The organism is Fructilactobacillus sp. X2R6C1 (genome assembly GCF_059901295.1).
This window is the reverse complement of sequence record NZ_JBWXUZ010000005.1, coordinates 48,942-62,733: the sequence shown is the minus strand read 5'-3', so window position 1 is coordinate 62,733 and position 13,792 is coordinate 48,942. Positions and strand designations below refer to the sequence as shown.

At 42.3% G+C, this 13,792-nt stretch carries 15 protein-coding genes and 1 tRNA gene; 12 read left to right on the top strand and 4 right to left on the bottom strand.

What is annotated here, in order from left to right; all coding sequences use genetic code 11:
- The first annotated feature begins 43 nt into the window (after positions 1–43).
- From AC6UDF_RS06205 to AC6UDF_RS06195, 3 genes are all read left to right on the top strand, one after another.
- Complete coding sequence (locus AC6UDF_RS06205; protein WP_500724086.1) at positions 44–1,372, top strand: MFS transporter; 1,329 nt, start codon at positions 44–46, stop codon at positions 1,370–1,372.
- A gap of 14 nt (positions 1,373–1,386) precedes the next feature.
- Positions 1,387–1,998, top strand: coding sequence for a hypothetical protein (locus AC6UDF_RS06200; protein WP_500724085.1), 612 nt, complete (start codon positions 1,387–1,389; stop codon positions 1,996–1,998).
- A gap of 67 nt (positions 1,999–2,065) precedes the next feature.
- The gene (locus AC6UDF_RS06195) at positions 2,066–2,233 is read left to right on the top strand and encodes a hypothetical protein (RefSeq protein ID WP_500694193.1); all 168 of its coding nucleotides are present in this window, start codon (positions 2,066–2,068) and stop codon (positions 2,231–2,233) included.
- Positions 2,234–2,337: 104 nt separating this feature from the next.
- Here AC6UDF_RS06195 and AC6UDF_RS06190 read toward each other — a convergent pair.
- Positions 2,338–2,410, bottom strand: a tRNA-Lys gene (locus tag AC6UDF_RS06190).
- A gap of 252 nt (positions 2,411–2,662) precedes the next feature.
- Here AC6UDF_RS06190 and yycF point away from each other — a divergent pair.
- The 8 genes from yycF to AC6UDF_RS06150 all read left to right on the top strand — a co-directional run bounded on the left by yycF (position 2,663) and on the right by AC6UDF_RS06150 (position 11,438).
- On the top strand, positions 2,663–3,376 hold the full coding sequence (gene yycF / locus AC6UDF_RS06185; RefSeq protein ID WP_039143559.1) for a response regulator YycF: 714 nt from the start codon (positions 2,663–2,665) through the stop codon (positions 3,374–3,376).
- A 32-nt stretch (positions 3,377–3,408) separates the two neighbouring features.
- Positions 3,409–5,268: a cell wall metabolism sensor histidine kinase WalK gene (gene walK, locus AC6UDF_RS06180; RefSeq protein WP_500694192.1), complete on the top strand. Its 1,860-nt coding sequence runs from the start codon at positions 3,409–3,411 to the stop codon at positions 5,266–5,268.
- Entirely contained in the window at positions 5,252–6,562 is a 1,311-nt protein-coding gene (locus AC6UDF_RS06175; RefSeq protein WP_500695956.1) for a YycH family regulatory protein, read from the top strand. Before walK ends, AC6UDF_RS06175 begins: the two co-directional genes overlap by 17 nt.
- Positions 6,562–7,407, top strand: coding sequence for a two-component system regulatory protein YycI (locus AC6UDF_RS06170; RefSeq protein WP_500724083.1), 846 nt, complete (start codon positions 6,562–6,564; stop codon positions 7,405–7,407). Before AC6UDF_RS06175 ends, AC6UDF_RS06170 begins: the two co-directional genes overlap by 1 nt.
- A 30-nt stretch (positions 7,408–7,437) precedes the next feature.
- Positions 7,438–8,226 (top strand): MBL fold metallo-hydrolase, encoded by a 789-nt coding sequence (locus AC6UDF_RS06165; RefSeq protein WP_500701423.1) that lies wholly within the window; start codon positions 7,438–7,440, stop codon positions 8,224–8,226.
- Between the two features lie 59 nt (positions 8,227–8,285).
- A complete protein-coding gene (locus AC6UDF_RS06160; RefSeq protein ID WP_500724081.1) occupies positions 8,286–9,545 on the top strand; it encodes a S1C family serine protease in 1,260 nt (419 codons plus the stop codon).
- A gap of 586 nt (positions 9,546–10,131) precedes the next feature.
- Complete coding sequence (rlmH, locus tag AC6UDF_RS06155; protein WP_500724079.1) at positions 10,132–10,611, top strand: 23S rRNA (pseudouridine(1915)-N(3))-methyltransferase RlmH; 480 nt, start codon at positions 10,132–10,134, stop codon at positions 10,609–10,611.
- A gap of 209 nt (positions 10,612–10,820) precedes the next feature.
- The gene (locus AC6UDF_RS06150; protein ID WP_500724076.1) at positions 10,821–11,438 is read left to right on the top strand and encodes a YczE/YyaS/YitT family protein; all 618 of its coding nucleotides are present in this window, start codon (positions 10,821–10,823) and stop codon (positions 11,436–11,438) included.
- Between the two features lie 42 nt (positions 11,439–11,480).
- Here AC6UDF_RS06150 and AC6UDF_RS06145 read toward each other — a convergent pair whose 3' ends face one another.
- Together AC6UDF_RS06145 and AC6UDF_RS06140 are read right to left on the bottom strand one after the other, a co-directional pair.
- Positions 11,481–12,221, bottom strand: a complete 741-nt coding sequence (locus AC6UDF_RS06145; RefSeq protein ID WP_500694185.1) for a DsbA family oxidoreductase — start codon at positions 12,219–12,221, stop codon at positions 11,481–11,483.
- A 78-nt stretch (positions 12,222–12,299) separates the two neighbouring features.
- Positions 12,300–12,503 (bottom strand): hypothetical protein, encoded by a 204-nt coding sequence (locus AC6UDF_RS06140; RefSeq protein WP_500695963.1) that lies wholly within the window; start codon positions 12,501–12,503, stop codon positions 12,300–12,302.
- Positions 12,504–12,697: 194 nt separating this feature from the next.
- Between AC6UDF_RS06140 and AC6UDF_RS06135 the strand changes: the two genes are divergently transcribed.
- Complete coding sequence (locus tag AC6UDF_RS06135; RefSeq protein ID WP_500724074.1) at positions 12,698–13,282, top strand: NADPH-dependent FMN reductase; 585 nt, start codon at positions 12,698–12,700, stop codon at positions 13,280–13,282.
- A 56-nt stretch (positions 13,283–13,338) separates the two neighbouring features.
- Here the strand turns inward: AC6UDF_RS06135 and AC6UDF_RS06130 are convergent, their stop codons facing one another.
- Positions 13,339–13,569 (bottom strand): hypothetical protein, encoded by a 231-nt coding sequence (locus AC6UDF_RS06130; protein ID WP_500694182.1) that lies wholly within the window; start codon positions 13,567–13,569, stop codon positions 13,339–13,341.
- Positions 13,570–13,792: the final 223 nt, after the last annotated feature.

Genomic DNA, 13,792 nt, shown 5'->3' with positions numbered 1-13,792 from the left:
GTGGTCTTTTTATTAAAATTAAGAATGATTGAGAGGATTTTCAATGAATAACAATGAAAAGACACAAGGGTTGCCAAAACTTACCACGGCCGCAATCTGGTTTCTATCCTTTGGAATTCTTGGAGTCCAAATGGCGTTTGGCTTAATGAATTCGCAACTGGGAAGAATTTTTCAGACCCTCGGGACTTCTCCGAGTCTTTTAGGGCTTCTGTTTATTATTCCCCCAATTGCGGGATTATTTGTCCAACCGTTAGTGGGAGCGTGGTCCGATCGAACCTGGGTGCCAAAATGGGGAAGAAGAATTCCCTACCTCATTATTGGGACCGTTGCTTCCGCCATTACCCTGTTTCTTTTACCAAACGTTGGTGATTTTGGCTGGCCGAGCGTCATTACGATCTCACTGGCTGCCGTCATCACGTTGGTTTTGATGATTGCGTTCAATATGTGTGTGCAACCCTACAAGATGTTGATTGGTGACATGGTTAATCAACGCCAGAGTGGGTTTGCTTACTCAATTCAGAGTTTTTTCTTAAACATTGGGAGTGTGTTAGCGTGTTTATCGCCGTGGGTTTTCACCGAGCTCGGGGTCAGTAACACCGCTAGTAAAGGGATGATTCCTAATTCAGTCATTTTTTCGTTCTACGTTGCGGTGATCGTTTTAATCTTCTGTACGTTTATTACCGTCATGAAGGTTGATGAGTACCCCCCTAAACAGTTTAATGACTATCATGGACTGGAGCAGAATGGCGAACTGGCCAAAAAGAGTACGTGGATGCTTTTAAAAGATGCTCCACGCGTTTTCTGGGTGGTATCCATCATCCAACTTTTTGCCTACATTGGCTTTGCCTACATGTGGATGTACGGGACGAGTATCATTGCCAAAAACGTTTTCAACACAACCAATCCGATGAGCAGTGGTTATCAGTCCGGTGGTAATTTATTTGGAATTTTATCGGCCGTTTATGCTTTATCAGCTGTTATTTTTTCACTTTTACTATCAAGAATCCCCCAACGAAAGTACAAGTTGCTCTTTTCAATTAGTTTGGTAATTGGCGGAGTCGGCTTTTTGATGTCAGCATTCTCCCACACCGTTTTCTTGCAGGTGCTTGCGTTTATTTTGATTGGCATTGGATGGGCTGGCGTTTCGGTCTACCCGTTGACTTTTGTAACCCGTGAGATTCCAGGAAAGTACATTGGTGTGTACATGGGACTGTTTAACGTTCAAATTTGTATTCCCCAAATTGTGGCTTCGCTTGCCAGTCCACTAGTTGTGATGGCAATCGGATCCATTGCTAACATCTTTGCGATTGCGGCGGTTACCATGGTTTTGGCGGCAATCTCAGTATGGATCTTAAACGACATTAAGGACTAGTTGGAGGTGAGAACGTGCAGGTAATTGATGTAGGTGGTTTTCGGGGGCATCCACTGACCGTTTATTTCGATGGGGCGAACGTCTATTTTGACTACTTAGATGTAATTAATTTATTGAAGCCCAAAATGGTTTCACTTTCAGACAGTGAACTAGTGGCTGATGAAAATGGAGTTAACCAATTAACCGTGGCGGGAACGTGTCGTCTTGCTTCCCTTAGTAATTATCCACGTGCTGACCGACTAATGCGCTGGATTCAGCAGCAGGTAAAACCAATCGTGTTGCGTTACGGAAATAGTTTAAAGCAGAATCAGATCACTAAATCAATTGATGACGTTTACGGTGAGTTACACGTAAGTAGGATGGAAATGACGAAACGTGAGTTTTACCAGTTCTTAAGAGCCCATCACTACACCATCAAATGGCTCAAGGGAAATAATAGCCCCAGTGACCTGAGTGTGAAAAAGCAGTTAATGGTACCAAAAATTGGTCATTTTAACTTGCCTCAACCATGTGGAGCGGATAAACTATACGTAAACGCGGCTTTTACCACCAAAGGTGTCCAAGTTGTGATTAATCAGTTGAAAGAATTAGATGAAGTTGCCTATCAACAGGTTTCACTGTTTTAAATGATAATTGTTCCACGTGAAACAATTGATGTAATCCCATGGTGTTCAAGGATTAGAGGTGTTAAGCGTGAAGAAGCAACATGTCCTATCGTTAATCTTGGCCTTTTTGGCGGCAATGTTTTTGATCCTCGTTCCGTTTATTGAGGATCAAAGCTTGATTTGGATTGGTCTGGCGATGGCCGGCTTTTGTGCTGCTTTAGCAATTTTAACCGAGATTTTAGCAATTAAAAAATAAAAAAGGAAGGATCCTTCGCAATTAACGAAGATGGTCTTTCCTTTTTTAGTGAAATTAATGATATAAAAAAAGATCATGGCGTTAACCATGATCATGATATGTGATGGGCAGTCAGGGGATCGAACCCTGGACCCACGGATTAAGAGTCCGTTGCTCTGCCAGCTGAGCTAACTGCCCAAATCAAAAGTACATTTATTATAATAGCATACCGCAAAACCCCATGCAACACTAATTTACAAAAAAGGCGAAATTGCAGATACGGAAGAAATACTGAAAAGAGCTGTTATTAATTAACAACAGTTGTTGAATAACGTGAAGCGAGTAATTTGATGTGTTACAATTTAACTAGGATTGAGCGTAAAATAAGCCTTGATCCCAAACTTGATTGATATAGGGACTGCCAGCAGTTCAAAGGAGACAAATAATATTATGAAGAAAAAAATTCTAGTTGTCGATGATGAAAAACCAATTACAGACATTGAAAAATTTAGTTTAACCAAAGAAGGATTTGACGTTGACGTCGCACACGATGGGCAAGAGGCCCTTGATAAGGTTGATAGTAATACACCCGATCTCATTATTCTTGATCTCATGTTGCCAAAGGTCGATGGCTTAGAAGTTGCTAAGGAAGTTCGAAAGACCCACAACATGCCAATTATCATGGTGACTGCCAAGGATTCTGAACTCGACAAGGTGCTCGGTCTAGAGCTCGGTGCCGATGATTACGTTACTAAGCCATTTTCCAACCGTGAATTAGTGGCACGGGTTAAGGCCAACTTGAGACGGCAAAACATCACCGGCTCAGCTGGGGAAGGAAAAGACGATAATCACGATATCGAAATCGGTGACCTGGTGATTCATCCTGACTCTTACTCCGTTACTAAACGCGGAAAGGGTGTGGATCTTACCCACCGAGAATTCGAACTTCTTCATTACCTAGCCCAACACATTGGTCAAGTGATGACCAGAGAGCACTTGCTTCAGACGGTTTGGGGCTACGATTACTTCGGTGACGTTCGAACCGTCGACGTGACCGTACGTCGTTTACGAGAAAAAATTGAAGATGATTCAAGTCACCCCAAGTGGTTAGTAACCAGACGTGGGGTTGGTTATTACCTGCGGGATTCCGAAAAAGAAGAATAACCCAAATTGATTAGTTTAGAGGTATTCATGTAATGAAGAAGAAAAGACGTTGGCACTTTTTAAGGTCCATTCATTTTAAGATTGCGTTAGTTTTCGCCTTAATGATGATCATTACCTTGGAAGTAGTGGGTGCCGTTTTTGTGCGTCAACTCGAGTACCAAAATTTGAATACGTTTAAGGACTCCATCCAACTGAAGCCCTACGTTAATACATCCCTTAAAAAGCAGTTAGCCAAAAAGAACCAAACCAAGGCTAATAAGCAGATCCAGACGATCCTTGAAGACGTTGATACCAACAATTCTGATGATATTCTGGTGGTGGATTCCAGGGGAAACATCCGTGGAACCAATCAGAGTAGCGACCAGTCGTTAGTGGGGCAAAAGACCACCGACAATGACATCAAGAATGCCTTAAATAACGGTAAAACCATCGAGAAAAACACTTACAGTGATGGGAACCGTTACTACACCATGATTACACCCTTGATTAATAGTCAGGGCAACGAAAACAACATGGAAGGGGTCGTCTACGTTCGGGCTAATCTGAACCCGGTTTATCAAAACATCAACAGTATCACCTTAATCTATCTGTTTGCGGCGATCGTCGCCATTATTCTAGGATTACTTTTAACGTTTATTATTTCTCGGGCCATTACGAAGCCAATCGACGCGATGAAGAAGCAGACGGAACAGATTGCTCGCGGAAATTATTCGGGGCACGTTAAGGTCTACGGAAATGACGAGTTGGGTCAACTAGCGAAAGCCGTTAACAACCTGTCAGTGCGGGTTGAAGAGTCTCAGGAGTCAACTGAGTCAGAGCGAAGGCGTCTGGATTCGGTCTTAGATAACATGACCGACGGTGTGGTTGCCACGGATCGTCGCGGAAACGTCATCATCATTAACGATGAGGCACTTAGTTTTCTAGGCGTTAGTAAGCAACAGGTCATCGGTAAGTCCATCCTAGATGTCTTGCATTTACGCGACCGGTTCACCCTTAAAAACTTGATTGAAGACCCAGGACAGGTCAACTTGGACTTTTCTGATCACGACCATAAGCTGATTTTATCAGCTCATTTTTCGTTGATTCAGCGTGAATCCGGCTTTATTAATGGGCTTGTTTGCGTGTTCCATGACATCACCTTGCAACAAAAGATTGATGACGATCGGAAGCAGTTTGTATCCAATGTTTCACACGAACTACGAACGCCCTTAACCAGTGTGCATTCCTACATTGAAGCCTTGCAGGACGGCGCTTGGAAGGATAAAAAGTTGGCACCCAAATTTTTGAAGGTCACTCAGGACGAGACCGACCGAATGATTCGAATGATCAACGACCTTTTGACACTATCGCGGATGGATTCTGGGACCCAGAAGTATGATACGGAACTAGTTAACATCAACAAGCTCTTTAACTACATCTTGGATCGTTTTGACATGATCATTAAGACCGATGACGATCCGAAAAAGAAGAATTATTCCATTAAACGAGACTTTACTAAGCAGGATCTGTGGGCTGACATCGATACCGACCGTTTTACCCAGGTCATTGATAACATTATGAATAATGCGATCAAATATTCACCAGACGGTGGCGTCATTACCTGTCGGCTGTACGAACAGAACAACCGCATCATCATGAGTATTTCTGATCAGGGACTAGGAATGCCACGAAAAGCCATTAAACACATTTTCGATCGTTTCTATCGAGTCGATAAAGCTCGTTCACGGGCTCAAGGTGGAAGTGGACTTGGGCTCGCAATCTCTAAGGAAATTGTGGAAGCTTTTGGCGGCCATATTTGGGTCGATAGTATTGAAGGAAAGGGTTCAACGTTCTATATCTCACTACCAAACGAACCAGTCGAGGAGGATCTTTGGGATGAAGGAGAAGCTTAAACCTTATATTTTACCGGTTTCATTGTGCATTGCCGTACTAGTCAGTTTGGTGCTCATCGTGGCACTACTGGTCAATCCAGCTCGCTTTGGGAGTCGAATGCATCAGGATAAATCAGCTACGCTTAAAAGCGAAGTTTCTTCTAAGAATCGTTATGATATCTATTCTCCCACCGAGGTTATTACTACCACTAGGAGTGGGAAACAGAAGTCGCTCACAAGTGAGACCACGAGTTTGACCGGTGAAATCGTCAAAAACATTAAGACCTATCAGGTCAAGTCAATCAAAGAGGTCTCAAAGGATAATCAAAAGCGGTATATCGATACCCTTAACTCTGAAAATTCGCTGATGCTGAATTATGGTGGCGAAGTTCCAGTTAATTTGTTAAGTAAGATTTTTAATCACAAGGTGAAAAAGAATGATTTCAACGTTGATCGCATGGTCATTCCACTAAATGACAGTACCCACTTTTACCTGTTGGGCGATGACGGTTACCACGTGTACCAGGTCACCACTAAAAAGCGGAATTTAGCCAAGTTACAGAACATTCTTACTACGAAAGTTCAAAGTGTGGACGTTCAGATGCGGACGTTAAACGATCGCCCGTTTCTCTTCTACCCAAGCCAGGTCAAGATGCGTAATTACGGGTATTTACTCGCAGAACAGTCCCAGACGGCTTACATTAATCGGGTATTGGGTAATACGACGGATACCAGCGTTAAGCACCGAAAGAAGAGTACGACCTACAGTAGTCGGGACCAGTCATTAAACTTTGACAATGAGGACAACGTTATTTATCAGGACTACCAGCAAAGTAAGCGGGGCCACAGCTATGAGGATGTTTTAAATTCAGCTTATCGTTACGCTAATAAACTAGGGATTCCACTGGATAATGCTCGTTTTGACAGCTATAATCCGGTCAAAAACACCGTCACTTACCGGACGTTTGTGGAGGGTTATCCCGTCTTCAATCAGAAGCGACTGGGAACGTGTTCGTTTAAGATGGGGAATGGTGGAGCCAATCGTTATGAATTTTCACTTTTAAGTTTCCAAATCCCAATTCCAACGAACGCCGAAAGTACCACCCTTCCAAGTACTGGAACAATCTTAAACCAACTATCCGCTCAGGGAATTGACATGAAGAAGGTTAGATCCATCACCCTTGGTTATCAAGTTGTTCCCGAAAAGAACAACAAGCAGTTAATCACCTTACAGCCATCATGGTTCGTTAATTACGACGGCACTTGGATTAACTCCCAGTTAATTGGCAATGGAACCGGAAAGGAGAGCTTCTAATGAATTTTAAGCGAATTCAAGAGATCTTCTTGCTGGCTTTCATTATTTTAGACGTTTTCTTGGTCCTAATGATTGTTCAAAACCAAAACATGCAGTCCGAGAACACGAGTCAAAACAGTGCGAACTCCACCATTATCAAAGAAATGCGCAGGGATGAAATTTCAGTTGGCAAGCTCTCTAATAAGCGCTCTAACGGTTACTACATTTCCGCTTCTAATGATGGTAATCTCGCAAATGAGATGGGTGACTTGAAAAATCAGGACGCGCGCTTTGAAAACGGCGCGGTCGTAAGTACGTTGCGGACGCCAATTGACATTGATAATCGGAACCCACAGAACACGCTGGACCCGCTCATGAAGAAAAAGAGTTTTGTGATTAACGGTGAGGATTATGAGTACGACCAAAACCAGTCCAATTCAAGTAAGATTGTCTACATTCAGAAGGCTTTGACGAGTAATTTGATGGACAATAATGCCAGAATCATCTTCTATTTAGATGACGACGGTAATATTAAGAGTTATACGCAAACGGCGCTTAATAACATCAAGATTTTACACGAAAGTTCTGAGACCATTTCGGAAGAACGGGCACTGATCTGGCTCTACCAGTACAATGAAATTCCCAATAACTCCAGGGTGCTTTGGACCAGAAGATCGTACACTAAACTGTTAAACATTAATAATAATGGGGTCTACATCCCTACTTGGGTCATTGCCATCCAGACCCGCAACTCCAAGGACGTTTCCGTAAGGCGGATTAACGCCTTCACTGGGTCGGTCTTAAAGACTGAAAACGTTCAGGAGAACTTTAAAAATAAAATCACAAGTGGGACAGAAGATAATTAGAAAGCTGGGAATAAGTTGAGCAAAGATCCGATGAAAATCAGTGTATTGTCGAGTGGAAGTGGCGGCAACGTTACTTATATTGAGACGAACCAGCACAAGGTCTTACTTGATGCCGGACTGTCGGGCAAAAAGATTGAGAACCTCATGAATTCAATTGGACGAAGTTTGACCGACGTTGATAAGTTATTTGTGACCCACGAACATACCGATCATGCCAAATCAGTGGGAATCTTGGCGCGTAAGTATGACATGCAGGTCTACGCGAACGAGAAGACCTGGAACGCGATGGGTAACAAGATCGGAAAATTTCCTGAGGAACAAAAGTTTATTTTTGATCCTGATACCACTAAGTCATTTGGGGACTTGGACGTTGAAAGTTTCAGTGTGTCCCACGATGCTGCCGACGCTCAGTTCTACAATTTTCACGACGGTGATAAGAGTTTTGTGGTGTTGACTGATACGGGCTACGTCTCTGATCACATTGAAGGGGTCATAAGAGACGCCAACGCGTACGTTTTAGAGTGTAATCATGACGTGGAAATGCTGAGAAACGGCGACTATTCGTGGCCAACTAAGCAACGCATCATGAGTGATGAGGGCCATTTGTCAAACGAAGACGGCGCGGACGCCATGATGAAAATCATCGGACGTGACACTAAGAACATCTTCATCGGGCACCGCAGTCATCATAACAACATGAAGTCTTTGGCTCATCTCACCGTCGCTTCCATGCTTGAAAACGAAGACTTTGGGGTTGGTCATGACTTCAATTTGTTTGACACCGACGTCGAAAAACCATCCGATTTAATAACTCTTTGAGAATAATTGATACTTTTTTAAAAACTATTTGATAGAATAATATTAAATGGGGTGTAAATATGAAGAGAACACATCCGCTACTAACAGTTGCCATCGTGGCACTAGTAGCCGGTCTATTGGGCGGTGGAATTGCCTATGGTGGGATTTCGTGGTATAACGGCGGAATGTCTCTAGGAACTCAATCCGTCCCTGCGGGTTCCAATCGTGGCGGAACCGCAAAAGTTGAGAATGTAAGGGTAAATGCCTCTACTCAGGCGGAAAAAGTCTTTAAGGACAACAAGGATACCGTTGTTTCGGTGATTAACACCGAGAAGACCAAGTCCAGTGACTCTGATCCACTTCAGGGCATGTTTGGTGGCGTGTTCGGAGGAAATGGTGGAGACAATGGCGGTCAAGACCAAAAGGATCAGCAACAGATTAGTGAGGGTTCTGGAGTTGTCTACAATAAGGATAACGGCTCAGCGTACATTGTGACCAACAATCACGTGGTGTCTGGTTCGTCCAACCTGGAAGTCATCTTGAGTAACGGCCAGAAAAAGGAAGCTAAGCTAATTGGCCATGATGCTGTAACCGACCTTGCCGTTCTTAAGATTAACGGTGATGGTGTCAATAAGGTGGCTAACTTCGGTAATTCTGACGACATCAAGGTGGGTCAAACCGCCCTTGCGATTGGATCACCACTTGGTTCTGAGTACGCTTCGTCTCTGACTGAGGGAATCATTTCCGCAAAGAAGCGAGAAGTGCCGCAGGCTAGCACCGAGAACGGTCAGCAGAATGCCAGTGCCGGTGACGCAACGGTTATTCAGACCGATGCCGCCATTAATCCCGGAAACTCGGGTGGACCACTCCTAAATAGTGCCGGACAGGTCGTTGGAATTAACTCCATGAAACTGTCGAAGGATAGTTCCGGTACCAGTGTTGAAGGGATGGGGTTTGCTATTCCAAGTAACGAGGTCGTACGGATTATCAACCAGCTCATTAAGAACGGAAAGGTAATTCGTCCCGAACTAGGCATTAAGTACGTGGACCTAGCTAACATCTCGGTTAAGCAGCAGAAATCGATTTTAAAGCTCCCTTCAAACGTTACCAATGGAGTTGTGGTGATGGACGTTAGGGGTGGATCACCAGCCGCTAATGCGGGTCTCAAGAAAAATGACGTGATTACCAAGTTGGCTGGAAAAGACATTACCAATCAGGGTAAGTTACGTGACATCCTGTATGAGCATAACGTTGGCGACAAGATTTCCGTTACCTATTATCATAATGGGCAAATGAAAACGGCTGAGATTACGCTAGATCAGCAAGCAAAACAGCAGTAATTTAAAAAATGTTCGTCGTAGAGTAAATGCGGCGAACATTTTTTGTTTGAAAAGAGTGAACTGACATTCGGATAGCTTAATGCGATAATTGAATCAATTGTCCGTTTAAAGCCTGAATTTTAGTTGTGATGATTGTAACGATACTTATAGGTTCCGTGATAGAGGGATTGACGGTAAACTCCGAACAAAATTGGTTTAAAAAAAATTAATAATCAGAAAATACGTGGTTGGAAATGTCAAGTGGTAAAAGTCTGTGCATAACTTTGGGGATAAACTCATTGTGAAAACACAAAAGCTGTAATTTAGGCTTTAAATGATAGTGGAAAAGTATCAAGAAGTTATCCACAGGCAGTGTGCATAAGTTTATGTAACAAAATTTTATTAAAAAAAGAACGCGATAAACGTTGATATCACAACAACGAAAATTGCGTTAACGAACATATGTCTTGTTTATTTCTGTGGATAAATAAAAATGTTGTTGACAAAATCGAAATATTAACAGGTCTTTAAATTCTCCAGAAACGTGATAGTTTGTGAAGGTGCCTGTGGATAACTTTGTGGATAGTCTGTTTAAAGGAGTCGACTTATGAACATTAAATTGGTGGTAGTTGGAAAATTGAAGGAAAAATACTTCAAAGATGGAATTAATGAGTACGTCAAACGACTTTCTCGTTTTTGCAAGTTTAAGATTGTTCAGGTTCCCGACGAAAAGGCGCCTGAGAACCTTAGTCAAGCGGAAATGGACGAGGTGATGGAGCAAGAAGGAGCCCGAATTTTGGCTAAAATTAAAGACCGCGAGTATGTGATTGCTTTGGCAATTCAAGGCGATGAACTGACCTCTAAAGCCTTTGCGAAGAAAATCAAGGATCTCGCAACGTACGGTCACTCGGACATTACCTTTGTGATTGGTGGGTCGTTGGGACTTGCTCGTAAGGTCTTGAAGCGGGCTAACTTTGAACTGTCATTTGGTCGTTTTACGCTACCGCACCAGCTGATGCGCTTGGTGTTGACCGAACAAATCTATCGGGCTTTCATGATTAATAGCGGCAGTCCGTACCATAAATAGGCTGATTGACTTTGATTAGAAACTAAGATTATAATAATTATGGATTTAAAAGGGAAGAGATGCTGGTATCATCTCTTCCATGTTCGCAAGTTAGGTGCGGTTACTGTGGTGAAGCTAATCAGTTATGATTAGCTTTTTTTATTATTTTATTTGTAAAATATGGATATTTGCTTCAATTACACGTACACGCCGAAAGGATGTTATTAATAATGAAAATTTTAAATTCGCATCGGATGCTGCGTTTTCTGGTTCAAGTTCTAATTACCGCTATTGGAACGGCGATTATCGCTTTGGGAATGACCCTGATGCGAAAAGAAAATCTCGGAATGGACGCCTTTACAGCGTTAAGTGTCGGATTATCGCACCATTTACCGCTTGGCTTGGGTAACATCCAGTTCATTGACTACATGATTCTGTTAGTCATCGTGCTGATTTTGGATTACCATCAGATTGGCTTTGGGACTTTGATTAACATGCTGGTGGGTTACGGGGTTCAGTATTTCACGCTCTGGTTCGGTGCCTACTTGGTGTTCGATAACTTCTGGTTGAAATTGTTGTTCGCTGTCCTTGGATTCCTGATATTCACGGTCGGAATTGCCGTTTACATGTCGGCCAAGTTCGGGGTGTCCTCGTATGACGCGATTGCTCCCATTTTCTCTCAAAGACTGCACATGCCGTACTGGTCAGTGCGGGTGATTCAGGATGTGCTTTTCATGTTTTTGGCGTTCTTCGTCTCTGGTCCAATTGGAATTATGACGGTCATCATCTCGTTGTGTTCGGGTCCTTTTGTGGAACTCTGGGGAAGACACCTCCATCTGATTAAATAAAAAACGGTCCGCTGGATTATTCCAACGGACCGTTTAGTTTAATTAATTTTTATTATCATTTGGGTCAATACTGCAACTGCCGCCTTCGCAGTTAGCACCTTTTTGTTGGTTGTCATCGCCACCAACCATTTCAATTGGTTGAAAGCTAGCCCAAGCCTTGTATAAAGCGGACTTGAAGACCTTCACCGGTTGAGCACCAGAAACGGCGTACTTCTTGTTAAAGATGTAAAACGGAACCCCGTTAATTCCAACTTGTTGAGCGGCGGCTTCGTCAGCTCTGACGTCGTCCTTGAATTTATCACTGTCTATGACAGATTTGACTTCGTCCTGATTTAGACCAACACTCATGGCGAGGTCAACTAAAACGGAGTTGTCGTCAACGTTTAAACCGTCGGCAAAGTAAGCTTCAAACAACTTATCCATCAGTTCGGATTCTTTGCCCTTGGTTCCCGCAAAGTGAAGTAAACGGTGAGCTTTTAAGGTGTTCACTACTTTAATCTTTCCGGTATCCATCTTTAAACCAGCTTCGTTTGCCAGTTCGGTGATGGTTGATAGAAACTCGGAAACTTTTTCCTTTGACATTCCCTTTTCCTTACTCATATGGTCAGCCATGGTTTCTGGTTCACCAGATGCGTTGGGATCAAGTTCAAAACTATTGTAATGAACCTCAACGTCGTCCTTATGGTCAAAATCACTTAGTGCGGACTTGAAGTGGGCCCGTCCGATGTAACAGAACGGACATGCAATATCGGACCAAACTTGGACTTCCATTTTTTTCGTCATTTTAGTACCTCCTACAAATTATCTACTAACTAAAGTATAGTGTTCAACTGAATCAATCACAATCATCTTGCTTAAGAATCACTTATCAATGGCGTTGCTTGTTCCAAGTAATTTATCGTTTTTGATTTGCTTTGGATCTTGGTTTTGTTCAGTGGTTTGCTTACTATCACTGTTTTTTGCTTCATTTGGAGTGTTTTGATTTTCATTCTCGGCATGATCCGATGACTTCTTGTCAGAATCGCCATGGACTGATTTGAGAATCTTATTAAGCCAATTCTTCATGTTACTTCCCCCTCATCTACTTCTCACCTTATTATAGTATAGTGAGTTTTGATTGTAATGAAAGTTAACTATTTTATAAAGAATTGTGATAGGCCAACTACGAAGCGGACCTTTTGCTTGCTTTTATTTCGGAAATTAAATAGAATTAAAGTACATATTAACTTACTTTTTGTGAGTAAAGGGAGAGAGATTAAATGAAAACAGTTGACGTAATTTTAGGTAGTGCCAGATCCAATTCTAGTGGTGCCGGAATTTTTAACTTTTTAAAGAAGAACGCAGAAGAACTTGAGTCTGACAACGAGGTCAAGTTGAACTTTATTGATATTGGTGATTTAGACTTACCAATCTTCAATGAACCACTTCCACCAATGGGTAATCCTGACCGGAAGCTAACGGGGGCCCCCAAGAAGTGGATTGATAACATCAAGGCTGGAGACGGTTATCTATTTATTGAACCAGTCTATGACAACGGTCTTTCTGGTGCGTTTAAGAACGCCCTTGATTATATCGGCTTTGAAACGGCTGACAAGCCTGCCCGAATTGTTTCGTATTCTAGCAGTGCCTTGTCTGGTCAAGCTTCGGCTTTAGGCATTCTTCCCACTTTATCCATGTTGGGAATGGTAATGTTGCCACACATGACCATGATTGGTCACATTGACGACAACTTTGAAAAGGATGGCAATTTTGTAAGTAATGCGCCATCAGAAGAATACTATTCCAAACAGTTAAAGGATGCCGTAAGTGACATTGCTTCTTACACCAAGCTTTTAGGTAATTAGGTTTATAAGTAAATACGCAAAAGGAGCACTTCATTTTTTTGAAGTGCTCCTTTTTTTTATTGAAAAATCATCTGCAGGACGATCAGGATAATCGAGATCAAAAAGACCGCTGTGATTATGTACTTGAAGAGTTTGTTAATCTTATTACTTCCCTCGGGGAAGAGCCACAAGATTAAGATTAAAAGGACGTTTAGGCCAATTCCCACCCAAGGATTGGGATGAAAAAAGGTTAAGACCATCAGTAACACCAAAATCACTAGTTCAAGTAGTTCCTTAAAGACTGTCAATTCAAGTAACCCCCTTTCTGTTTTACTAAAAACACCAAATCCGAGTAGACGTGGAGGTCTCTCAATAGATTTGGTGCACAGGTATGTTTTTAAAATGGCAAAAGAGATTGATTGGTACTTCTCATTACCGAACTAATTATACCATTGCGTTAAAACAAAAGCGAGATTATTTTTAATTATTTTAGATGGTTGACAAGTACTGGCGATTAAGGCTGATTTAAAC